A 22,817-nucleotide genomic window follows, 5' to 3' on the forward strand; every position below is an offset into this window, starting at 1 on the left:
AATGCATTTCATGAAAGATAAGAAATGAATTATATAAAAAAATACTACAAATTCACACATTTTCTGACATTTTCTTTGCATTTCTATTACGTTATGACTCTTATATTCCTTTTCCAACAAACTAGATTTATAATAAAAAAACATTACACATTCTATTAAGAAGGGACTGTGATTACAAGGCATCATGAAAAAGATAATAATTATTTCTGCCACTACTATTGTAATCGGTATCACATCTTTCGCTTACTTTGGTTCTAAAACACCACTACATAATGAAGCAAAAGCTGTCGAAAGTCAAAAGCATAATAACCATAAAAAAGAAGAGATTCCTGCTTTTCCAAAAGCTGATCATAATGCAAAGAAAATAGACAATGACTTTTCAGTTGTAACAAATCCAAAATCTAATCTTGTCTTAATTAATAAACATCGAAAACTACCAGATGGATACATTCCTGAAGACTTAACGAGACCAAATGTACCATTTATTAGTCCAAAAGATAAAGAAAAAACATTGCTGCGAAAAGATGCTGCAGAGGCACTTGAAAACATGTTTAAAGCTGCGAAAAAAGAAGGGCTTGATCTTACAGCTGTATCTGGTTATCGTTCATACAAACGCCAAAAATCGTTGCATGATACATACGTTAGACGTCAAGGAAAAGCCGAAGCTAATTCGGTAAGCGCAATTCCTGGTACAAGTGAACACCAAACGGGTTTAGCAATGGATATTAGTTCAAAATCAGCTAAATTTCAATTAGAGCCTATCTTCGGGGAGACAGCAGAAGGAAAATGGGTCGCAGAACACGCTCATGAATTCGGCTTTGTCATTCGTTACTTAGAAGATAAAACAGATACAACAGAATATGCATATGAACCATGGCACTTACGCTACGTTGGTAATCCATACGCTACATACCTATATAAACATCACTTAACATTAGAAGAAGCGATGGAAGACAAAAAATAAGAGAGCAAATTGCTCTCTTATTTTTCTTTCACTCTGTTATTGTATTAATTTCTTCTTCCATTCTTCAGGCCATGGTTCGCCTCTTCCTGTTTTTTTCGACGCTTGAACCATCATTCCACGACCTACTAAACAAACCTCTCCTGCTGCATTCTTCACCATATAATGTAAATCTAAAGAAGAATTCCCGACCGATCCTGCCTTTACATACACCTTCAGCTGTTCATCAAAATATATTTGCTTAATAAAATTACATTGTAAATCCGCAACAACGATCATCGTTTCTGATGATGCATGTGTCCACTCTTGCATAAATCCAAGTTCTTTAAACAACGCAATACGAGCTTCTTCAAAATAAGTAAAAGCAACGACATTATTTACATGTCCAAACATATCTACTTCACCAAAACGAACCTTTACAGGGTTGTAAAACGAAAAACCACTTTCCCATTGCTCAAAGTCTTCAATATAAGAAATCCTCTTCATTGTTATCTCTCCTTTTCACCTTTAAATAAACAGAATAAACAGAAAAATATAGTTATAAATATTGCCTCTTCGATATGAAGAGGCAATATTTATTAATAGTTATTATCGCTACCAAAGAAATCTTTGAACGATTGAATTGTTGTATCACGGTTTAATGCCGCAATTGAAGTTGTTAAAGGAATACCCTTCGGACATGATTGCACACAGTTTTGCGAGTTACCACAGTTTGCTAGTCCTCCATCTCCCATAATTGCACGTAAGCGATCTGCTTTATGCATTTCACCCGTTGGATGTGAGTTGAATAAGCGAGCTTGTGATAACGGTGCTGGTCCAATAAAATCAGACTTACTGTTTACGTTTGGACATGATTCTAAGCAAACACCACATGTCATGCATTTTGAAAGCTCATAAGCCCATTGACGCTTTTTCTCAGGCATTCTTGGCCCTGGACCTAGGTCATACGTACCATCAATTGGAATCCACGCTTTAACGCGTTTTAGAGCATTAAACATGCGACTACGATCAACTTGTAAGTCACGTACAACCGGGAATGTCTTCATCGGTTTTAAGCGAATTGGTTGCTCTAATTGATCGATAAGTGCCGTACATGATTGACGTGGTTTTCCGTTAATCACCATCGAACATGCACCACATACTTCCTCTAAGCAGTTCATATCCCATGCAATCGGAGTTGTTTGGTTCCCTTTTGAATCAACAGGATTACGACGGATTTCCATAAGTGCTGAGATAATATTCATATTCGGACGATATGGAATTTCAAACTCTTGGTCAAAGGCTTGAGCATCTGGCCCGTCTTGTCTTGTAATGATGAGGCGGATTGTTTTCTCAGACATGTTGTTTATCCCCCTTCTCTTCACCCTTAGCAGCTACATCGTGTTTTGAAGAATAATCACGTTTACGTGGTTTAATTAACGAAATATCAACGTCCTCGTAATGGAATGCTGGTGCATTTCCTTCTCCCTCAAATTTTGCCATCGTAGTTTTTAAGAAGTTTGCATCATCACGATTTGGGAATTCAGGTTTGTAATGCGCCCCACGGCTTTCATTACGGTTATATGCGCCAATTGTAATAACACGTGCTAACTCAAACATATTTGCAAGTTGGCGTGTAAATGAAGCACCTTGGTTACTCCATCTTGCTGTATCGTTAATGTTAATACGTTTGTAACGAGCCATTAATTCTTCAATTTTCGCATCTGTTTCTAATAATTTTTTATTTTCACGAACTACTGTAACGTTATCTGTCATCCATTCTCCAAGCTCTTTATGAAGAACATACGCATTTTCGTTACCATCCATCGTTAAAATATTGTTAAATTTCTCTGTTTCGATTAATTCATTTTGCTCATATACAGTAGATGAAACAGCATCAGATGATTTAGAAAGACCTTTCATATATTCAATTGCGTTTGGTCCCGCTACCATACCACCATAAATTGCTGATAATAGTGAGTTCGCACCAAGACGGTTACCACCGTGCATAGAATAATCACACTCACCTGCTGCAAATAAACCTGGAATATTTGTCATCTGTTTATAATCAACCCATAGTCCGCCCATTGAATAGTGAACAGCTGGGAAGATTTTCATCGGTAGTTTACGAGGATCATCCCCTGTAAATTTCTCATAGATTTCAATAATTCCACCTAGTTTAATATCTAGTTCTTTTGGATCTTTATGAGAAAGATCTAAGTACACCATGTTTTCACCGTTAATACCTAGTTTTTGCTCTACGCAAACATCAAAGATTTCACGTGTTGCGATGTCACGAGGTACAAGGTTTCCGTAAGCCGGATATTTTTCTTCTAAGAAGTACCATGGTTTACCATCTTTATATGTCCAAACACGTCCACCTTCACCACGTGCAGATTCACTCATAAGACGTAATTTATCGTCTCCAGGAATTGCCGTTGGGTGAATTTGAATGAACTCACCGTTTGCATAATATGCGCCTTGTTGATATACAGCAGAAGCTGCTGTACCTGTATTGATAATGGAGTTTGTTGATTTTCCGAAAATGATACCAGGGCCCCCTGTTGCCATAATCACGGCATCTGCTCCGAAACTTCTAATCTCCATAGTTTGTAAGTCTTGTGCAACGATTCCTCGGCACACACCTTCATCATCAACAACAGCTCGTAAGAAATCCCAACCTTCATATTTCGTTACAAGTCCTGCTACTTCGTGACGACGTACTTGTTCATCTAATGCGTAAAGTAATTGCTGTCCAGTTGTTGCACCAGCAAATGCTGTACGGTGATGTTGCGTTCCACCAAATCGACGGAAATCAAGAAGTCCTTCTTCCGTACGGTTGAACATAACACCCATACGGTCCATTAAATGAATGATACCAGGTGCTGCTTCACACATCGCTTTAACTGGTGGTTGGTTCGCTAAGAAGTCCCCACCATAAATTGTATCGTCAAAGTGGATCCATGGAGAATCCCCTTCACCTTTCGTATTTACGGCACCGTTAATTCCGCCCTGAGCACATACAGAATGTGAACGTTTTACTGGTACTAAAGAAAACAGTTCAACATTTACTCCTGCTTCTGCCGCTTTAATCGTTGCCATTAAGCCAGCCAAGCCACCGCCGACTACTATAAGTTTCCCTTTCATGCTCTCCCACTCCTTACTGGTTTGCTAGCTGTGGATCGATGAACGCTAATAATGCACTCACACCTACATAAGATAAACCTAAGAAAATAGCTAATGTTACATAAGTAGAGATTCTTTGTGAACGTGGAGATACTGTAATTCCCCAGCTGATGCAGAATGTCCATAGTCCATTTGCAAAGTGGAAAATTGTTGAAACAACACCAACTAAGTAGAATGCAAACATAGCTGGATTGTTTAAAATATCTGCCATCATATCATAGTTTACCTCTTTACCTAACATTGCTTGAATACGAGTTTCCCAGACATGCCAAGAAATGAAGATCAGCGTAACGATACCTGAAATTCTTTGGAAAACGAACATCCAGTTACGGAAATAACCGTAAGAAACCGCATTGTTCTTAGCTGTAAATGCAATATATAAGCCATATATAGCATGGTACAGTATCGGTAAAAAGATGATGAAAATTTCTAGCGCATACCGGAATGGAAGGAGCTCCATAAAGCCTGCAGCTTTGTTAAAAGCCTCTGCTCCTCGTGTTGCAAAGTTGTTTACAATTAAATGTTGCGTCAAAAAGACACCAACCGGGATGACCCCCATTAATGAGTGCCACTTACGAAACGTATACTCGCGGCCTTTCATGTCCCCATTACCCCCCTTGAATGTTTGACTGCTGTTTTCAGATTAGTTTATGACAATAATGTTTTTTCACTATTGGCATAAGAAAAACTGAAAAAATTATTCGAAATATTTCAGCATAATTTGATACCAAGTTCATTTTACTCCTATTTTTGTCGAAGCGTCAAGAAAACGTATACATAATTTGCATATAATTTGCCAATTCTTTTTTTCTTCTTATATATTCAGATTTTCCTAAAGAAAAATCTGTTTTTATAAATGTGAAATGTTATATAATAATCCCTATAGAAAGAGGGGAATATTGTGAGTAAAAATACAATCGATACAACATCTTTAGAAGATGTTTCATTGAACGCCTTCGCTTATGAATTGCTACGTGAAGAATTACTACCTGATTTAATCGGCAACGATTTAGATGGTATTTTATACTGGTCTGGTAGAAACCTTGCAAGAAAATATCCGCTAGAAACAATTGAAGAAGTCATTCAGTTCTTTGAAAAGGCTGGCTGGGGCACTTTAAGCATTGTTGAACATAAGCGTCGTGAAATGCAGTTCCAACTTAAAGGCACACTCATCGCAGAACGTCAAAAACAAAAACGACATTCTTCTTATCAACTAGAAGCCGGATTCATCGCTGAACAAATCCAAAAGCAACGGAACGTCGTTGCGGAGTCATACGAAGAAAAGAAAAAACGTTCTGACTCTATTACATTTCTTGTAAAATGGGATATAAAAGATCTCATTGAAGTGTAAGCATTACCTACAGTCAACTAGACATATCAGTTTAGTTGACTTTTTTGTATTTTCATTCAGATGCGTTTATTTTAAATCTTCAGAAATTATACCAAAAAACAGAAGACGTTGTAAACTACAACGTCTTCTTATCTGTTAAATACGTATAAATCGTCTCCGCGACATTTTTCGGCATACCCGCTTCGACAAATTCCTCTATAGAAGCTTCTTTCATCTTCTTTAATGAACCAAAATGTTTTAACAATACCTTTTTCCGTTTATCACCGATTCCTGGAATATCATCCAATGCTGATTGAATGACAGATTTCCCATGTAATTGACGATGGAATGTAATCGCAAATCGATGCACCTCATCTTGAATACGCTGCAACAAATAAAATTCTTGGCTATTTCTCTCAAGTATCACAGGTTCCGGTGGATCCCCAATAATTAAATGGGAGGTTTTATGTTTATCATCTTTTACAAGACCTGCCATCGGAATATATAATCCGAGCTCATTCTCTAAAATATCACTTGCAGCCGCTAGATGGCCTTTTCCTCCATCAATAATAATCAAATCAGGTAAAGGTGAATTTTCTTTAAGCGCCCTTGTATAACGGCGCCTCACAACTTCTCTCATAGACTCATAATCATCTGGTCCTTGAACCGTTTTAATTTTATATTTCCGATACTCTTTCTTCGCCGGTTTCCCATCGATAAAAGCAATCATTGCAGAAACGGGATTTGTTCCTTGAATATTTGAGTTATCAAACGCTTCAATACGATATGGCGTTTCAATCCCAAGCTGCTTCCCTAAATGATCTACCGCTTTAATCGTTCGTTCTTCATCACGTTCAATTAAGTAAAACTTCTCTTCAAGAGCAATCTTCGCATTTTTATTTGCCAATTCTACAAGGTCTTTTTTCTTACCACGTTTCGGCTGCGTCGCTTCCACTTCTAAAAAGCGCTCTACTAATTCCGAGTCTATACTTCCTGGAACGACAATTTCCTTCGGCTTAAAATGACTACTGTTTTCATAAAATTGGCCGATAAACGTTAAAAAACCCTCTTCTGGTTCATCGTAGATTGGAAACATAGAAACATCACGTTCAATTAGCTTTCCTTTTCGAACGAAGAAAACTTGAACACACATCCATCCTTTATCCACTGCATATCCAAACACATCACGATCCACTAAGTCACTCATAATCATCTTTTGTTTTTCCATAATCGCATCAATATGAGCAATTTGATCACGCAACTCTTTTGCACGTTCAAACTCTAGTTTCTCTGAAGCCTCATACATTTTTATTTCTAGTTCTGAACGAACTTCTTTATGTCCACCATTTAAAAACTTAATAATTTCATCTACAATTTCTTTATTTTGTTCTTCCGTCACTTCTTTCACACAAGGTGCTAAACATTGACCCATATGATAATACAAACAAACTTTATCTGGCATATTCGTGCATTTCCGAAGTGGATACATACGATCTAGCAGTTTTTTCGTTTCATGAGCAGATTGTGCATTTGGATAAGGACCAAAATATTTCCCTTTATCCTTTTTTACGTTTCGAGTAATGAGTAAGCGCGGTTGCTTCTCCGCCGTAATTTTAATAAAAGGATATGTTTTATCATCTTTTAATTGAATATTATATTTCGGATCATATTTTTTAATTAGATTTAACTCTAAAATAAGTGCTTCTAAATTCGAAGAGGTTACAATATATTCAAAATCAACAATTTCTCCTACAAGCCGCAGTGTTTTCCCATCATGTGAACCAGTAAAGTACGAGCGCACACGATTTTTAAGCACTTTTGCCTTTCCGACATATATAACCGTTCCTTGCTTATCTTTCATTAAATAACAACCAGGTTGATCTGGTAAAATAGCCAACTTCTCTTTCAAATGTTCGTGCACTCGTCTCCCTCCATTTCTACATACTTAGCATTTTTATTTTCCCTTGAAAACATACTATGCCCAAACACCCAACATACGTTCTTTTATTGTAACGGAAAGACTGTAAAAAAGAAAATAAAAAAAGCTACCAAATGGTAGCTTTTTTATTTTAGAAGTGTTTAGAAACTAATTCTACTAACGCTTCTTTCGGTTTGTAACCTAACGCTTGATCAACTACTTTACCGTCTTTTAATACGAAAAGAGCTGGAATGCTCATTACTTCGAATTGACGAGCAGTTTCTTGGTTTTCATCAACGTCTACTTTTACTACTTTTACTTTTTCGCCTAGTTCTGCATCAATTTCCTCTAATACAGGAGCGATCATTTTACAAGGTCCACACCAAGGTGCCCAGAAATCTAATAATACAACACCTTCGCTAGTTTCAGCTGCGAAGCTTTGGTCATTTGCGTTTACAATTGCCATTTTATTTCCTCCTTCAAGTATATTCTACCAAGAGTATATCATTAACTTATATACGTGGCGAATAATATGTATCGTTATGTATTGTAACAAAAAAATGTTCCTTTATACTATATAAAAATACGGATTAAATACTAAAAAGATGAGAGACAGGGGATCTCTCACCTTTTTCTATATATAGGGGTACTTCACTTGGAACTCAAGGGTACTTAAATCATGAATGTACTTTTAACTTTTTAAACTCTTCTGTTAAAAGAGGTACAACTTCGAATAAGTCACCGACAATACCATAGTCAGCTACTTTAAAGATACTTGCTTCTGGATCTTTATTAATCGCAACGATTATTTTTGAGTTAGACATACCTGCTAAATGCTGAATCGCACCAGAAATACCACATGCAATGTATAAGTCTGGCGTAACAACTTTACCAGTTTGACCAATTTGTAATGAGTAATCACAGTATTCAGCGTCACAAGCACCACGAGATGCCCCAACAGCGCCGCCTAGTACGTCTGCTAACTCTTTTAATGGTTTAAAGCCTTCTTCACTCTTCACACCGCGTCCGCCAGCAATAATAACTTTTGCTTCAGAAAGATCCACACCTTCTGCTGTTTTACGGACAACATCTTGAATGATTGTACGTAAATCTTTCACATCAACTGTAATAGAAGATACGTCACCGCTGCGAGACTCATCTTTTTCCAGAGTTGCAATGTTATTTGGACGCACTGTCACAAATAAGATGCCGTCTGTTACAATCTTCTTCTCGAATGCTTTACCAGAATAAATTGGACGAGTGAAGATAACATTTCCACCTTCAACCTCTAAAGCAGTTACGTCAGAAACTAAACCAGCTTCAAGCTTCGCTGCTAATTTTGGTGATAAATCTTTACCAAGTGCTGTATGTCCAAAGACAATACCTTCTGGATTTTCTTCAGCATGTACAGCTAAAAACGCTTGTGCATAACCATCAGATGTATATGATTTTAATTTATCATTTTCAACTGTCACAACGCGATCTGCACCGTAATGAATCAATTCATTTGCAAAAGAGGCAACGCTGTCTCCAATTAGAAGACCTACTACTTCACCGCCTTCTGCAATTGTTTTTGCTGCTGCTACCGCTTCAAAAGAAACGTTACGTAGCGATCCATCACGAACTTCACCCATTACTAATACTTTACGAGCCATAGATTTTCCCTCCTGCATATATAATTTCGTATTTTATTAGATTACTTTCGCTTCTGTATGGAGCAACGATACAAGTTCTTTTACTTGATCTTGCAGCTCGCCTTGTAACACTTTTCCTGCATCTTTCTTAGGAGGCAAATAGATTTCAATTGTTTTTGTCTTTGCTTCCACATCATCTTCTTCTAAATCTAAATCATCTAATTCTAATTCTTCTAGCGGCTTTTTCTTCGCTTTCATAATACCTGGAAGCGATGGATAACGCGGTTCATTTAAACCTTGCTGTGCTGTTACTAAAACTGGTAATGAAGTTGCAATCACTTCTGTATCACCTTCAACATCACGCTCAATCTTCACATTTGTACCGTCAATTTCAAGTTTTGTAATTGTCGTTACATATGGAATATTTAACGCTTCAGCTACGCGTGGTCCTACTTGTCCAGATGCACCATCAATTGCAACGTTTCCACCTAAAATTAAATCTGCATCTTTATCTTTTAAATATTCAGCAAGCACTTTTGCTGTCGTGAACTGGTCACCATTTTCTACATCATCTTCAATATTAATTAATACGGCTTTATCACAGCCCATTGCTAATGCAGTACGAAGTTCTTTCTCACTATCTTCGCCACCGACTGTTACAACTGTAACTTCTCCACCTTGTGCGTCTCTTACTTGAATTGCTTCTTCAATTGCATATTCATCGTAAGGGTTGATGATGAATTCCGCTTCGCCATCGTAAATTGCACCGTTTTTAATTACGATTTTTTCTTCTGTATCAAATGTTCGTTTCATGAGTACGTAGATGTTCATTCCATTTACCCCCTTGTTTTTCAGAAAGATTCTATCAATTTTAATTTTCTGTTAATTTATACTAAAAAAATAATTGAACTACCTGCCACTAAATGAAGGTTTACGCTTTTCTAAAAATGCAGCTACACCTTCTCTTCCATCTTCACTTGTAAATACTTCACCAAAAATCTGTGATTCACGTTGTACACCTTCATAGTAATGAGACGATTTTGTCGTTTGCAATAACTCTAGTACAGCACGAGTTGTTGCTGGACTTTTTCCAGCAATTTGTTTTGCAACTTTAAGCGTATCATCTAAAAGAGATTCTTCAGAGAACAATCCGTTAACAAGTCCCCACTTTAATGCTTCTGCACCAGTAATTGGTGTACTTGTTAACATCATTTCACAAGCTTTCGCTTTCCCAACATAACGTGGTAAGCGCTGTGTACCTGCAAAGCCAGGAATTAATCCAAGTGTTAATTCAGGTAAACCAAGTTTTGCACTTTCAGTTGCAAAGCGCATGTGGCAAGACATAGCAAACTCAAGGCCGCCGCCCAGTGCCGCTCCATGAATTGCCGCAATAACTGGTTTTGAACATTTTTCAACACACTCAAACGTAACTTGTCCAAGCTGTGCTAATTCTGTTGCTTGTTTCGCTTCAGTAACAGATGTAAATTCTTTAATATCTGCTCCCGCTGAGAAGAAACGTCCTTCACCGTGAATAACAACAACACGAATGTTATCATCCTTTTCCACTTGATCAATTAATTCAGTAACGTCATGCATAACTTGTGAAGACATCGCATTCGCTGGTGCGTGATTTAATGTCGCCACCGCGATATGATCTTCAACTCTTACAGATAGGAATTTCAACATGATCCCTCCCATTATTGACGATAACCACAAGCTGCAATAAGTAGCCCGTGTACCGTTTTTGAAAGTGCGACCAGATCATACTTATGATCGCTCATTACCCAATTGGTCACAACTTCATCCACTGTTCCAAAGATCATTTGTCTTGCCACGCGAACATTTAAATCTGCTTGAAATTCACCTTGTTTTATACCAGTCTCTAAAATCTCATCCATAACTTGTAAGTAGCCTTTTAATACTTCATTTATTTTAAGGCGCAAGTCTTGATTGGACTGCCTCAGCTCTAATTGCGTAACGATAGCAAGAGGATCATTTTGCGACAACAGCAAGAAGTGCGTTTCTACCAACATGAATAACTTCGATACAGCGCTTTCAATTCCTGCTGTTTTTTGACGAATTGTTTCGACAAATTCTCCCATCTTCTCTTGGAATAAGGATATTAATATATCTTCTTTATTTTTAAAATATAAATAAATCGTGCCATCAGCTACCCCAGCTTGCTTTGCGATTTTAGAAACTTGCGCTTGGTGGTACCCATTCTCCGCAATCACAATGACTGCCGCATCAATAATTTGATTGTATTTCGGTCTATTTTTCTTCACTTTACTGTCCCCTTCAAGAAGATGACTGAATGAATAGTCATTCATATTCTTATAATACTGACTATTTAGAAAAGTGTCAATCCTATTTTTTCAAAAAGAAAGGGCCTTAGCCCGTTTGCTCATCCTCATTCTTTCTCTTCTCTTCATCTATTAGAACACGGCGCAAAATTTTCCCTACTGTCGTTTTCGGCAATTCATCTCTAAACTCATATACTTTCGGCACTTTATAAGCCGCTAAATATTTACGTGCAAACTGATTTAATTCTTCCTCAGAGCACTCCGTACCTTCTTTTAACACAACAAATGCTTTAACTGTCTCTCCTCGGTACGGATCTGGAACTCCAATTGTCACTACTTCTTGCACTTTTTCATGCTCATATAATACTTCTTCAACTTCACGAGGATACACATTAAATCCACTCGCGACAATCATATCTTTCTTGCGATCTTTTACATAGAAGAATCCATCTTCATCCATGTAGCCAACATCACCTGTATGGAGCCAGCCATCTTGCAATACAGCCGCTGTTTCCTCTGGCTTATTCCAGTATCCTTTCATAATTTGAGGACCTTTCACTACAATTTCCCCTATTTCTCCTGGCGGTAATGCCTCACCAGTTTCAAGTGACATAATGATCGCTTCTGTATCTGGCCACGGAACTCCAATGCTACCTGGCACTCGCTTTTCCCATAAAAAATTACTATGTGTAACCGGAGAGGATTCTGTTAAACCATATCCCTCTACTAGTTTACCACCTGTAACTGTTTCGAACTTTTCCTGTACTTCTACTGGGAGTGGTGCTGATCCACTAATACAAGCACGAATAGAAGAAATATCGTATTCTTTTAAAAGTGGGCTATTTAAAAGAGCGATATAAATAGTTGGTGCACCTGGAAATAGTGTCACTTTATGCTTCTTAATCGCTTCAAAAACCATTTTCATATCAAACTTTGGAATAAGGACCATTTTGTATCCTTGCATAACACTCAAATTCATAACAGCCGTCATGCCGTACACGTGGAAAAATGGAAGAACCCCAAGAACGACTTCTTCTCCTTCTTTGCAATTATATAACCATTGAACTCCCATTAACGTGTTAGAGACGAGGTTTTTATGCGTTAACATAACGCCTTTCGGAAATCCGGTTGTTCCTCCTGTGTACTGTAAAAGAGCTAGATCTTTTTCAGGATCACAAGGCTCCTCAACATCCGTATTCACTTCTTTTTCTACTGAATTCCAAAGATGAATCGTTTCACTCTCTGATACTTTCACAACTAAATTTGACTGTTTTTTCTGCACAAATGGATACAATAGATTTTTAGGGAATGGTAAAAAGTCCGCAATGCGAGTTACGATAATATGCTCAATTTTTGTAGCAGATTGAACATTCGTTACTCTTGGAAACACTAAATCGAGACAAAGAATTACTTTCGCTCCCGAGTCATGAAGCTGATATTCTAATTCTCTCTCTGTATACAGTGGATTTGTTTGTACTACGATACCTCCCGCAAGTAATGTACCGTAATAACCAATTACAGCTTGCGGACAATTCGGCAACATAATAGCAACTCGATCACCCTTTTCCACACCGAGCTTTTGAAGATAATTTGCAAACCTCTTCACCTTATCATGGAAGTCCGAAAACGTAATATCCTTCCCTAAAAAGTGAAGCGCTTTCTTTTCTGGGTAGCGAGAAGCCATCTGTTCTACATATCTATGAAGCGGCTGAATATCATAAGAAATCGTAATCGGAATTTCCTCTGGATAACTTTTCAACCATGGTTTTTCCACCTTCATTCCCCCTTCAAATACATAAAAATAAATGAATGTTCATTCATGATGGTTATTTTCATTATATTATAGTCACCATAGCGTTACAATCATAATATTCTGACTTTTGTATAACTATGCTTTACTTCATTAACTTCTTATTATATGTAGAAACTCTCTTAATCTTAAAAGAGTAAGAGAGTTATAGTTTAACTTAATCTTATTATCGTTAACACTGCTCCTGGAGTAGTTGTTGATAATGTTGCGACAGCTAACAAACCAAATAATTGCAAGCTAATAGCATCTCCTGCTGCAAGAGTTGTAATGATTGTTGCGCTAAATGATGTAGTCGCTACAGCAGGAGAATTAATCGTTCCGGCAAGTGGTGCTCCATTGATTGTAATCCGTGAACTAACTAATAATGAAGCCGTTATATTAATCGAATATGAAATATAGTAATTTCCAGCATTTGCAACCGTAAATACTGTATTTCCCCCGGAAACCGTAATACCTGGACCGATATTTTGATTATTCGGAAGCGGGACATTCGTTCCACCTAGAAGTACTGATATCGCTGTTCCTGACGTATTATTTGCAAATGCATATGTCGCCGTGATACTTGTACCTGTAGCTCCGGTTGAGCCTGTTGCTCCTGTTGGGCCTGTCGCTCCTGTTGGACCCGTTGCTCCTGTTATTCCTGTCGCTCCTGTTGGACCCGTTGCTCCTGTTATTCCTGTCGCTCCTGTTGGACCCGTTGGACCCGTTGATCCTGTTATTCCTGTCGCTCCCGTTGGACCTGTTGAGCCTGTTGCTCCCGTTGATCCCGTTGCTCCCGTCGATCCTGTTGGACCTGTTGAACCCGTTGCTCCTGTTATTCCTGTCGCTCCCGTTGGACCTGTTAAACCCGTTGATCCTGTTATTCCTGTCGCTCCCGTTGAACCTGTCGCTCCTGTTGGACCCGTTGCTCCCGTTGGACCTGTTGAACCTGTCGCTCCCGTTGAACCTGTCGCTCCCGTTGGACCTGTTGAACCTATCGCTCCTGTTGGGCCTGTTGAACCTGTCGCTCCCGTTGGACCTGTTGAACCTGTCGCTCCTGTTGGGCCTGTTGAACCTGTCGCTCCTGTTGGGCCTGTTGAACCTGTCGCTCCCGTTGGACCTGTTGAACCCGTTGATCCCGTTGGACCTGTTGAACCTGTCGCTCCCGTTGCTCCTGTTATTCCTGTCGCTCCCGTTGGACCTGTTGAGCCTGTTGCTCCCGTCGGACCGGTTGGACCAACCTTAGGCACTGTCCCATCGCAACTAAAACAGCATGAATCAACATGTACACCATTTTGATTATTACACCCACAATATCCATTTATGTTATTGCTCCATGAAGACATGTTGATCACTTCCTTTATATTCGATCTTTCTAGTGCAATCACCAACTAAAAAAACAACTATCTAAATAACAAAGAAATACTTTGCCTAGTCGGGGATAAAACACAGATTTCCTCCATACATTCTAGTAATTATTACATGCGATTCACTCTCCTTTTGCTTGTACTTTCGCCCCATCTCCACAGATTATTAACCATACACATTACACTTTCGTACACAGCCAAGTTCCCATTTTAACTTTCCACATTCGCCAATATTTTTAGTAAAGAGACTTACTCTCCATAAAGTGAAACTTTAATCAGCCCGACTCCCACCTAACTTCTTTGCTCCACCCAAATTTTGAGATATGAATCTTACGGCCGGGCAAATAGCGGGATAAATAACGACTATAATATATATAAATTCATATAATTTGTTGTTTTTCGTCGAAATTTTAAAAATATATTGACACTTAAAATACCCTCATAGTATGATTTGGGTGTTGTAATTGATAACCATTTTCACTCATGGTACTAGTTACAAAAAACACTTAATTTGGGGGCAGAAGATGAAGAAAATTATCAGTATTTTTATAGTAGTTCTTCTATTCGCTGTTGGATGCGGACAGCAAAAAGAGGAGAAAAAAGAAACAAAAGCGGACAATAAAAATCAAGCTATAACAATTAAACACGCTGAAGGGGAAACGAAGTTAGATAAACCAGCGAAAAAAGTAGTTGTACTTGAGTGGGTATATTCAGAAGACTTATTAGCACTTGGTGTTCAGCCAGTAGGGATGGCAGACATTAAGAATTATAATAAATGGGTAAATACAAAAACAAAACCGAGTAAAGATGTTGTAGATGTAGGGACACGTCAACAACCAAACTTAGAAGAAATTAGCCGTTTAAAACCAGACTTAATTATCACAGCTTCATTCCGTGGTAAAGCAATTAAAAATGAATTAGAGCAAATTGCACCAACAGTTATGTTTGATCCATCAACAAGTAATAACGATCACTTTGCTGAAATGACAGAAACATTTAAACAAATTTCAAAAGCAGTTGGAAAAGAAGAAGAAGGTAAAAAAGTATTAGCTGATATGGATAAAGCATTCGCTGATGCAAAAGCAAAAATTGAGAAAGCAGACTTAAAAGATAAAAACATCGCAATGGCACAAGCATTTACTGCTAAAAACGTACCAACATTCCGTATCTTAACTGACAATTCTTTAGCTTTACAAGTTACAAAAAAATTAGGTTTAACAAATACTTTTGAAGCAGGAAAATCTGAGCCAGATGGTTTCAAACAAACAACTGTAGAATCATTACAAAGTGTACAAGATTCAAACTTCATTTACATTGTAGCGGATGAAGATAACATTTTTGACACGCAACTAAAAGGCAACCCTGCTTGGGAAGAATTAAAGTTCAAAAAAGAAAACAAAATGTATAAATTAAAAGGCGATACTTGGATTTTCGGTGGTCCTGAGTCTGCAACATCTTTAGCAACACAAGTAGCAGATGTAATGACAGCGAAGAAGTGATTACACGATGAATAGCTTACAACACACACTTCGAGCAAGTCTTGTATTCGGAGGAGGAGCAGCTCTCTTGCTCCTCCTTTTCTTTATTCATATCGGACAAGGTCAAGCAAACATTTCCTATAGTATGATTATTGATGCTCTTATCTCACCGAACCAATCGCTAGAACATCAAACTTTAATCATGCTTCGATTACCTAGAGCTGTAATTGCCATTTTAGCTGGAGGCGCTCTTGCTGCATCAGGGGTTATTTTACAAACGTTAACGAAAAATCCACTTGCTGAATCCAGTACAATGGGTATTCACTCTGGCGCATATTTCTTTCTAGTAGCGGCTACAATTTTCTTACCGAAAGGTTTACAAATTAATTCTCTTCTGTTCACATTTATCGGCGGTGCTATTACTGCTTTATTTGTATACCGTATTTCTGGTGGAAAAAAGGGAACCCCACTTAGAATGGCATTAGCTGGTATGGTCGTTACATTAATGCTCTCTGCCTTTACCGGAACGATGCAGCTTTTCTATGAAAATGAAACAGCTGGTTTATTTTTATGGGGAGCTGGCTCTCTTATTCAAAATAACTGGGATGGCGTTCAATTTGCTTTTCCATTTATCATTATTTCTTTCCTAGTTTTACTATTTATGTCTCGTAAACTCAACATTCTCTTACTTGGTGATGATGTTGCTGTTTCTCTTGGTGAAAAAACAGCAGTAACACGTCTTATCGCCTTCATTGCTGCAATCTTTTTAACAGCAGTAATTGTTACTGTTGTTGGACCAATTGGATTTGTCGGCTTAGTTGCGCCTCATTTAATGCGCCTTATCGGATACCGTCAACACTTTACTCTTCTTCTCTCTTCTTTCTTATGGGGGGCAGTATTATTACTTGGAGCAGATGTTGTCGGTAGATTAATAGATCCAACCGGTGCAGAACTTCCTGTTGGGGCAGTCACAGCAATGATTGGATCTCCTTGGCTTATTTACTTAGTGTACCGAATGATGAAGTCGAAACAATATATGAATGATAACGGTGCGAATGCAGCTGGAGCTAGTTCCCGCTATTACTCTTATAAAAAGGTAATCATTATATCTATCACACTTTGTATTGTGACGATTGCTCTTGGTGTTACAATCGGTAGTAACGCTTATATCGAAAGTATTACAAATGTTATATCAGGTCAATTAACACTATTTGACAAAAATATGATGATGAATCTTCGTTTACCAAGAATGCTCGTGGCTGCTATTGCTGGCGCATGCCTTGCAATAAGTGGGCTTGTTTTCCAAGGTATATTACGAAATCCACTTGCCGATCCTTCTATTATTGGTATTTCATCGGGAGCTGGTGTTGGTGCTTTAACTATTATGTATGTCTTTCCTGCACTTCCTGGTTTCTTTCTACCAATTGGTGCATTTATCGGAGGACTACTTGCAGTAGGAATTGTCCTCTTCTTTTCATGGAAATCAGGATTTAGCCCAACAGCCCTTGCTTTAATAGGAATTGGTATTTCTGCACTTGGCTCGGCAATTATTCAAATCTTTATCGTTAGAGCCAATTTGAATGTTGCCGCTGCTTTAACATGGTTATCTGGCAGTACGTATGCAAGAGGATGGAATCACTTAGAAAATATCATTCTATATCCATCTCTAATTCTTGTATTCATTATCTTTTTCTTAATAAAACAACTTGACGTTCTCGTACTTGGAGACGATTTAGCAACTGGACTTGGGCAACCAGTAAATAAAACACGTCTTGCTCTGATTGTGCTAGCGACACTACTTGCATCAGTAAATATCGCTGCTGTCGGTACAATTGCCTTTTTAGGCCTTGTCGCACCTCACTTAGCAAGAATTATTGTTGGTATGAATCATCAAAGACTATTCGTTTGTTCAGCACTATTTGGAGCAATCCTTCTTTCTGTTGCTGACTTACTTGGACGTACAATCGCATATCCGAAAGAAATTCCTTCTGGTCTTGTCGTTGCTGTACTTGGAGCACCTTATTTCTTATGGTTGATGAGGAAGAGTGGGAAGAAGGTTAATTAAAAGACGGCTTCATATATGTGAAGCCGTCTTTTCCTATTATGGCATAAAATTAACATAGGCTTTGTACATAATATATATAACAAGTAAATACATGATTATATTGAACACACTTCGTTTTAAAGTTAACTTTCTCTTTAATTTCTTATCTTGTAATCTCAATTCTATTCCATTCGCTATTTTCAACCTACCTACTATTTGAAATAACTCTCTGTAATCATCAGCATTTCCCAATAATACGTATTCGTTATCATTTTTATACTTTATATGCAGAAACTCACTTCCACCTTTACGGTCTAATATTGTTTTCATATAAGCTACTTCATTCAATACACATACTTTTAAATCAACTTCATTATAATAACGATCCATAAAAAACACATACAACCGTTTATTTGTAACGATTAACACATTATTAATACCGAAGTTCATTGCAAGAACGCCTATCCCTAATGTCATTGCTGTGCCTGTCTGCCAATTTTTCACACGATGATTTTCGGCAAGCATACTATATAAAATCTCTTCGCTTCCCTGTAACTCTTCTTGTACAACCTCATAACAACGTTTCATTAAAATTGTTTTTGTTACAACTTCTTTTGTACGATCTATTTTCTTTTTATCTATTTTCTCATCATTTCTATAATCATCTACACAATTATCGCTATACTGTAAGTTATTTAATTCCTGAAGTAACTTTTCTTTATTCATTCCTTTTCCCCCCCAGCAGCTTCTTCAATTTCTTTCTCCCTCTTGAAAGCCTACTATATACCGTATCTCGTGTCATACCGAATTCAAGCGCTATTTCTTGTACGCTATATTCATCTAAATACCTTTTTATAAAAATTTTCTTATCTTCTTCATTCAATTCTTTAATTAAAACGTAAAAATTATAATCTCGCTCTTCTTTTGTTAAATTGACATTTTTTCTATCTTCATATATTTCTTGCTGAAACTCTTGTAATTGATAAGACTTATTACTTTTTCGTTTATAATCGATGGCCTTAAACCTAGCGACAGATATAAGCCAGTTTCTAAACTTCCCACGATTTTCATCATAACTACTAATGTTGTACCAAACGATTAATAAAATATCGTCAACACATTCATCCACTAACACCTTACTCTGTGCAGTATCTAAAATACTATGAACTACCTTATAAATTAAATCTCCATATCGATCAATTGCTGTATGTAATGCTAACATATCTTGTTTCCGAAGACCTTCTACTATTTCTATATCCTTCACCCTTATCACCACTCTTTATCCTATTCTTTATTCATTATATATACGAATGAGCACATTCGTTTCCTGACACTTTTACAAATATTTTCTAATTGTTTTCATATTGTAGCAATGCTTAATTAATTATTTCTTGTGGAACAGGGATTATATTATCTCTCACGAATTTAATCTATGAACAAAAATAGGAGGGATAACTATGTACCAAACAATTGAAGGCTTTTTACAATCATGGACATACGAAGCAGAGTCTACTGAGAAAATGCTTGATTCATTAACCGATGCATCTTTATCACAAGAAATTGCACCTGAACATTGGACTTTAGGAAGAGTCGCTTGGCATATCGTGACGGCAATTCCTGTTATACTATCTGGCACAGGGCTAAAGTTTGAAGGAGAAACGAAAGATTATCCTGTTCCAACTTCTGCAAAAACAATTGCAGATGAGTACCGTAAAGTGAACGCGGCTTTTGTTGAAACACTTCAAAATAAATGGACTGATAAAGACTTAGCTACTATTAACGACTTCTTTGGTCGCCCTATGCCGAATTCTATATTTTTAATGACACTTATTAATCATCAAAATCACCATCGCGGGCAAATGACGGTTTTAATGCGACAAGCCGGCTTAACAGTTCCTGGTGTGTACGGCCCCGCAAAAGAAGAGTGGGCTGCGGCTGGAATGGTAGCTCCTAAAATGTAATGACAAAAAAGACAAGGTGTTTACATATCTTGTCTTTTTCTGTAACTTGTTTCATGTGAAACTATTTTTTAAAATGGTTGTTTTATGGAATATATAGGTTAAAATGAATACATATTACGAAGAGGAGTAACCAAATTGAATACAAAAAATAAAAAAATAGCTATGGGAACTATTTTACTAACTTCCCTTATTGGAGTTATTAGTGTATCTCTTTATTTCACCTATTATGGTACCCCTTGGGGAAAACAAGCAGCAATTACGGACTCAAAAGAATATATTACAAAATATTTTAATCTAGATGCAGAAGTCAAAAATACTTCTTACGATGCTAAAATGAATAGCTATGCCATCTCCTTTGAGACAAGTAGAGACGGAGATTTTACTATCGAATATAAAAGTCCTAATAACTTTAATATCTCTCCAGGAGTTCAAGAGTATTTAAGCAAACACTCCAAATTTACAGAGTAGTAACGAAGCATACATATACAAAAAAGAGTTAGTGTAACGCCAACTCTTTTTTCTTATTCTTGTCATACAGTTATATCTTCCTTCTCTATATTTTTAATTCCGTAATATGCAATCACAGCTCCAATTGCTGCGAGTGCTAGTTGAAGGGGAAGTAAAGTTGCTGTAGGAAACGCTGGGTTGCTATTCATTGCAATTGCTACAACGATAAGAGATGAAACAATTGTAGTTGGCACTGAACGTTTACGCATTCCGAAATATAATGGGATTAAACTCATTCCCGCAGTTGCAATAGCTAAAGGAACCAGTTTTATTCCTTCTTGCACCAATTGATCTACTGTGAATGAATGAGGAAGAATTGAAAAATAACTATCTATCCCAAAGAAAATTCCTACTACTAAAATGTTAGATACAATAACTGTTATAAATGTTACTATCGCTGTAATAGCCAACTTACTAGCCATCATTTTCTTTCGGTTAATAGGATAAGAAAACATGAGTAGTATTGTTTTATTTTTATATTCGCCAATTATTAACCTTGCGATTAACACACTACCAAAAATAATAAATGTTGCTCTTACTACTGTACTAGCCATTAGCAAAATCATCTGCGGATCTCTTATTTCTGGATCTCCTTCTATTTGTGCAATGAAACTAACAAAGATTAATAATGCCAGTATAATGATATTTGCAATAACTGCTCCCCTCACATACCATCCAAACTTAAACTTCTTCAATTCTAGCTTCATAAGACGTAGCATGATAGTCCTCCTTTCATTTAAACTTTAATCAATATAAATTACCCCTGTTTTACTTAAAATCTTCACTTCGTTTTTTGCATCACCAATAGTTCCTTCTTTTATCTTTTCTGTATTTTTATCTTTCTTAAGTCCTTTTAAATCCACTATTACGTCAGCCGAATTACTTTTAGCCATAAGCTTCAATGATGCAGGGACACCTTTATACCGTACGCCAATATCACCTGATTTTGTTTCTATAAATAATGATTTTCCTTCTGTCATATCTTTCAGTAATACTTCCCCAGATGTTGAAGTGATGTTCATATTTGAGTTACTTACATTTGTTATATAGTTATCACCAGTCGTAGACTTTATATTTAATTCTTGTACTGAACTACCTTTTAAAACTAACTCTCCACTTTGCGATATGAATTCACCTTTCTCGGCTGATAGTCCTACAATCATTTCATCTCCAGACTTGCCTTTTGTCATGATATTTTTTACTACTATATCTCTTATTTTCACATCACCCGATTTATTATTTAATACAATTTTATTTATTTCTTTCTTCGGAATAGCTATAGATATACTATTTTTCTTCCTAAACGTAAAACCATTAAAAAATCTGTTCATCTTTTGTTTTTGTTTAATCACAATTTTATTTTCATCATTTTCTATTTTGACAGGATCTATCTCTTTATCTACTTGTTCACCTTGAGCGGAAATTACTATTTTATTAGCGTCTGTACTTTTAAATTCAAGATTCCAGTTTTCATTATCTACTTCTATTTCTTTTATATTATTTATCTCAAAAGACTTTTCTTTCTTAAAATCTTTCCCCTGAAACACCTTAAAACCAAAAACCGCACTAGCAATTGTAATGAATAATATTGCAATTACTATTATCTTTTTCACCATTCATACCCCAGTTCGTTGTTGTTTTAAGCTTGCTTCACACCACATCAATCTTATCGATTTTACGAAACGATAAATAACTAATGAAGATCCCTAATAAACAGAGCACGATTGGGATAGCTATAAAATCAAACATACTTACTTGATCGTTTCCAGGACCAACGTTACCACTAATCAGCATACCAATTATTACTGCCGAAGTAATCGTTGTCGGTGTCGATTTCTTTCTCATTCCAAAAAATAAAGGAATTAAACTTATACCAGATATCATAAATGCACTTATAAAAGTATCTGGAACGATAGCTATTATTTCACCTATCGTAGCTGGCGTTTCAATCAGTCCCATCATTGGACTCACAAAATATACGAGTAAACTAATAATAAAAGTAGCGATAATGGTGCTCACAAAACAAAAACAAAAAACAATTGTTAATTTCGCCCTCATTAGCATTTTCCTTTGCAGCGGGTACATAAACGATAATTGCATCGTTTTGTTCTTATACTCATCAATTACTAAACGTGATAAAATGACCGAACTAAAAATAATGAATGTTATCCTAATAAAAATATTTGCTGCAGCCATGTTCTGTGTGAAGTCAGAGAAGAGCATGTCTTCCTCGGCTTTCATTCCCAATGCCATAAGGCTTACTGCAGCGAAAATTGCTATAATACAAATTGCTACACTTTTAAAGTAACGAGATAATTTATGTTTCTTCCATTCGAGCTTCATTAATTTAAACATATAAA

Annotated in this window: 23 protein-coding genes; 6 read left to right on the plus strand and 17 right to left on the minus strand. The window is 36.9% G+C overall.

What is annotated here, in order from left to right; translation table 11 throughout:
* Positions 1-184: 184 nt before the first annotated feature.
* Positions 185-964, plus strand: coding sequence for a M15 family metallopeptidase (locus EBQ15_RS03060; RefSeq protein ID WP_000720201.1), 780 nt, complete (start codon positions 185-187; stop codon positions 962-964).
* Positions 965-1,000: 36 nt separating this feature from the next.
* Here the strand turns inward: EBQ15_RS03060 and EBQ15_RS03065 are convergent, their stop codons facing one another.
* From EBQ15_RS03065 to sdhC, 4 genes are all read right to left on the minus strand, one after another.
* The gene (locus EBQ15_RS03065) at positions 1,001-1,447 is read right to left on the minus strand and encodes an acyl-CoA thioesterase (protein WP_000822733.1); all 447 of its coding nucleotides are present in this window, start codon (positions 1,445-1,447) and stop codon (positions 1,001-1,003) included.
* A 92-nt stretch (positions 1,448-1,539) separates the two neighbouring features.
* Entirely contained in the window at positions 1,540-2,301 is a 762-nt protein-coding gene (gene sdhB / locus EBQ15_RS03070) for a succinate dehydrogenase iron-sulfur subunit (protein ID WP_001291827.1), read from the minus strand.
* A complete protein-coding gene (sdhA, locus tag EBQ15_RS03075) occupies positions 2,294-4,087 on the minus strand; it encodes a succinate dehydrogenase flavoprotein subunit (protein WP_000676750.1) in 1,794 nt (597 codons plus the stop codon). The genes sdhB and sdhA overlap by 8 nt, the downstream gene beginning before the upstream one ends.
* A gap of 13 nt (positions 4,088-4,100) precedes the next feature.
* On the minus strand, positions 4,101-4,727 hold the full coding sequence (gene sdhC / locus EBQ15_RS03080) for a succinate dehydrogenase cytochrome B558 (RefSeq protein WP_000678354.1): 627 nt from the start codon (positions 4,725-4,727) through the stop codon (positions 4,101-4,103).
* A 300-nt stretch (positions 4,728-5,027) separates the two neighbouring features.
* Here sdhC and EBQ15_RS03085 point away from each other — a divergent pair, with 300 nt between their 5' ends.
* A complete protein-coding gene (locus EBQ15_RS03085) occupies positions 5,028-5,477 on the plus strand; it encodes a YslB family protein (protein WP_000042226.1) in 450 nt (149 codons plus the stop codon).
* A 115-nt stretch (positions 5,478-5,592) separates the two neighbouring features.
* Here the strand turns inward: EBQ15_RS03085 and uvrC are convergent, their stop codons facing one another.
* The 8 genes from uvrC to EBQ15_RS03125 all read right to left on the minus strand — a co-directional run bounded on the left by uvrC (position 5,593) and on the right by EBQ15_RS03125 (position 14,446).
* Positions 5,593-7,377 (minus strand): excinuclease ABC subunit C, encoded by a 1,785-nt coding sequence (gene uvrC, locus EBQ15_RS03090; protein WP_000544295.1) that lies wholly within the window; start codon positions 7,375-7,377, stop codon positions 5,593-5,595.
* A gap of 148 nt (positions 7,378-7,525) precedes the next feature.
* Entirely contained in the window at positions 7,526-7,840 is a 315-nt protein-coding gene (gene trxA / locus EBQ15_RS03095) for a thioredoxin (protein ID WP_001018943.1), read from the minus strand.
* Between the two features lie 211 nt (positions 7,841-8,051).
* Positions 8,052-9,029 carry an electron transfer flavoprotein subunit alpha gene (gene etfA, locus EBQ15_RS03100; RefSeq protein ID WP_000101947.1) on the minus strand — a complete coding sequence of 326 codons (978 nt, stop codon included), beginning with the start codon at positions 9,027-9,029 and terminating at the stop codon, positions 8,052-8,054.
* 36 nt (positions 9,030-9,065) lie between these two features.
* Positions 9,066-9,839 carry an electron transfer flavoprotein subunit beta gene (gene etfB / locus EBQ15_RS03105; protein ID WP_001029028.1) on the minus strand — a complete coding sequence of 258 codons (774 nt, stop codon included), beginning with the start codon at positions 9,837-9,839 and terminating at the stop codon, positions 9,066-9,068.
* A 78-nt stretch (positions 9,840-9,917) separates the two neighbouring features.
* Positions 9,918-10,694 carry an enoyl-CoA hydratase gene (locus tag EBQ15_RS03110; protein ID WP_033683368.1) on the minus strand — a complete coding sequence of 259 codons (777 nt, stop codon included), beginning with the start codon at positions 10,692-10,694 and terminating at the stop codon, positions 9,918-9,920.
* Between the two features lie 11 nt (positions 10,695-10,705).
* The gene (locus EBQ15_RS03115; RefSeq protein WP_000742223.1) at positions 10,706-11,293 is read right to left on the minus strand and encodes a TetR/AcrR family transcriptional regulator; all 588 of its coding nucleotides are present in this window, start codon (positions 11,291-11,293) and stop codon (positions 10,706-10,708) included.
* Between the two features lie 106 nt (positions 11,294-11,399).
* Positions 11,400-13,085: a long-chain-fatty-acid--CoA ligase gene (locus EBQ15_RS03120; RefSeq protein WP_000414722.1), complete on the minus strand. Its 1,686-nt coding sequence runs from the start codon at positions 13,083-13,085 to the stop codon at positions 11,400-11,402.
* Between the two features lie 188 nt (positions 13,086-13,273).
* The gene (locus EBQ15_RS03125) at positions 13,274-14,446 is read right to left on the minus strand and encodes a BclA C-terminal domain-containing protein (RefSeq protein WP_000100370.1); all 1,173 of its coding nucleotides are present in this window, start codon (positions 14,444-14,446) and stop codon (positions 13,274-13,276) included.
* 545 nt (positions 14,447-14,991) lie between these two features.
* On the opposite strand from EBQ15_RS03125, the gene EBQ15_RS03135 reads away from it, so the two are divergent.
* Together EBQ15_RS03135 and fhuB are read left to right on the plus strand one after the other, a co-directional pair.
* Positions 14,992-15,966, plus strand: coding sequence for an ABC transporter substrate-binding protein (locus EBQ15_RS03135; protein WP_000720874.1), 975 nt, complete (start codon positions 14,992-14,994; stop codon positions 15,964-15,966).
* A gap of 7 nt (positions 15,967-15,973) precedes the next feature.
* The gene (gene fhuB / locus EBQ15_RS03140; RefSeq protein WP_001087098.1) at positions 15,974-18,010 is read left to right on the plus strand and encodes a Fe(3+)-hydroxamate ABC transporter permease FhuB; all 2,037 of its coding nucleotides are present in this window, start codon (positions 15,974-15,976) and stop codon (positions 18,008-18,010) included.
* Positions 18,011-18,046: 36 nt separating this feature from the next.
* On the opposite strand, the gene EBQ15_RS03145 is transcribed toward fhuB, so the two are convergent.
* Complete coding sequence (locus EBQ15_RS03145; protein WP_001031129.1) at positions 18,047-18,715, minus strand: hypothetical protein; 669 nt, start codon at positions 18,713-18,715, stop codon at positions 18,047-18,049.
* A complete protein-coding gene (locus EBQ15_RS03150; protein ID WP_206702468.1) occupies positions 18,708-19,211 on the minus strand; it encodes a sigma-70 family RNA polymerase sigma factor in 504 nt (167 codons plus the stop codon). The genes EBQ15_RS03145 and EBQ15_RS03150 overlap by 8 nt, the downstream gene beginning before the upstream one ends.
* 235 nt (positions 19,212-19,446) lie before the next feature.
* Between EBQ15_RS03150 and EBQ15_RS03155 the strand changes: the two genes are divergently transcribed.
* Both EBQ15_RS03155 and EBQ15_RS03160 read left to right on the plus strand, forming a co-directional pair.
* On the plus strand, positions 19,447-19,950 hold the full coding sequence (locus EBQ15_RS03155) for a DinB family protein (RefSeq protein ID WP_000284964.1): 504 nt from the start codon (positions 19,447-19,449) through the stop codon (positions 19,948-19,950).
* A 135-nt stretch (positions 19,951-20,085) separates the two neighbouring features.
* Complete coding sequence (locus EBQ15_RS03160) at positions 20,086-20,418, plus strand: YfjL-like protein (protein ID WP_001093299.1); 333 nt, start codon at positions 20,086-20,088, stop codon at positions 20,416-20,418.
* 62 nt (positions 20,419-20,480) lie between these two features.
* Here the strand turns inward: EBQ15_RS03160 and EBQ15_RS03165 are convergent, their stop codons facing one another.
* From EBQ15_RS03165 to EBQ15_RS03175, 3 genes are read right to left on the minus strand one after another with little or no spacing between them, the layout of a single operon-like run.
* Positions 20,481-21,176 carry an ABC transporter permease gene (locus tag EBQ15_RS03165; RefSeq protein ID WP_000945182.1) on the minus strand — a complete coding sequence of 232 codons (696 nt, stop codon included), beginning with the start codon at positions 21,174-21,176 and terminating at the stop codon, positions 20,481-20,483.
* Between the two features lie 24 nt (positions 21,177-21,200).
* Positions 21,201-22,073 (minus strand): DUF4097 family beta strand repeat-containing protein, encoded by an 873-nt coding sequence (locus EBQ15_RS03170; RefSeq protein ID WP_000239292.1) that lies wholly within the window; start codon positions 22,071-22,073, stop codon positions 21,201-21,203.
* A gap of 34 nt (positions 22,074-22,107) precedes the next feature.
* Positions 22,108-22,812: an ABC transporter permease gene (locus EBQ15_RS03175; RefSeq protein ID WP_000475529.1), complete on the minus strand. Its 705-nt coding sequence runs from the start codon at positions 22,810-22,812 to the stop codon at positions 22,108-22,110.
* Positions 22,813-22,817 lie beyond the last annotated feature (5 nt).

Origin of the sequence: Bacillus sp. 2D03, from assembly GCF_003946765.1 — a bacterium.
In the GTDB taxonomy this organism is placed as follows: Bacteria; Bacillota; Bacilli; order Bacillales; family Bacillaceae_G; genus Bacillus_A; species Bacillus_A cereus.

Coding starts and splice junctions, on each gene's coding strand:
- fhuB (WP_001087098.1), top strand. CDS start 15,974: ATGAATAGCTTACAACACACACTTCGAGCAAGTCTTGTATTCGGAGGA.
- EBQ15_RS03145 (WP_001031129.1), bottom strand. CDS start 18,715: ATGAATAAAGAAAAGTTACTTCAGGAATTAAATAACTTACAGTATAGC.
- EBQ15_RS03110 (WP_033683368.1), bottom strand. CDS start 10,694: ATGTTGAAATTCCTATCTGTAAGAGTTGAAGATCATATCGCGGTGGCG.
- EBQ15_RS03060 (WP_000720201.1), top strand. CDS start 185: ATGAAAAAGATAATAATTATTTCTGCCACTACTATTGTAATCGGTATC.
- sdhA (WP_000676750.1), bottom strand. CDS start 4,087: ATGAAAGGGAAACTTATAGTAGTCGGCGGTGGCTTGGCTGGCTTAATG.
- EBQ15_RS03155 (WP_000284964.1), top strand. CDS start 19,447: ATGTACCAAACAATTGAAGGCTTTTTACAATCATGGACATACGAAGCA.
- sdhB (WP_001291827.1), bottom strand. CDS start 2,301: ATGTCTGAGAAAACAATCCGCCTCATCATTACAAGACAAGACGGGCCA.
- etfA (WP_000101947.1), bottom strand. CDS start 9,029: ATGGCTCGTAAAGTATTAGTAATGGGTGAAGTTCGTGATGGATCGCTA.
- EBQ15_RS03150 (WP_206702468.1), bottom strand. CDS start 19,211: ATGTTAGCATTACATACAGCAATTGATCGATATGGAGATTTAATTTAT.
- EBQ15_RS03165 (WP_000945182.1), bottom strand. CDS start 21,176: ATGCTACGTCTTATGAAGCTAGAATTGAAGAAGTTTAAGTTTGGATGG.
- etfB (WP_001029028.1), bottom strand. CDS start 9,839: ATGAACATCTACGTACTCATGAAACGAACATTTGATACAGAAGAAAAA.
- EBQ15_RS03135 (WP_000720874.1), top strand. CDS start 14,992: ATGAAGAAAATTATCAGTATTTTTATAGTAGTTCTTCTATTCGCTGTT.
- EBQ15_RS03170 (WP_000239292.1), bottom strand. CDS start 22,073: ATGGTGAAAAAGATAATAGTAATTGCAATATTATTCATTACAATTGCT.
- EBQ15_RS03065 (WP_000822733.1), bottom strand. CDS start 1,447: ATGAAGAGGATTTCTTATATTGAAGACTTTGAGCAATGGGAAAGTGGT.
- trxA (WP_001018943.1), bottom strand. CDS start 7,840: ATGGCAATTGTAAACGCAAATGACCAAAGCTTCGCAGCTGAAACTAGC.
- EBQ15_RS03175 (WP_000475529.1), bottom strand. CDS start 22,812: ATGTTTAAATTAATGAAGCTCGAATGGAAGAAACATAAATTATCTCGT.
- EBQ15_RS03125 (WP_000100370.1), bottom strand. CDS start 14,446: ATGTCTTCATGGAGCAATAACATAAATGGATATTGTGGGTGTAATAAT.
- sdhC (WP_000678354.1), bottom strand. CDS start 4,727: ATGAAAGGCCGCGAGTATACGTTTCGTAAGTGGCACTCATTAATGGGG.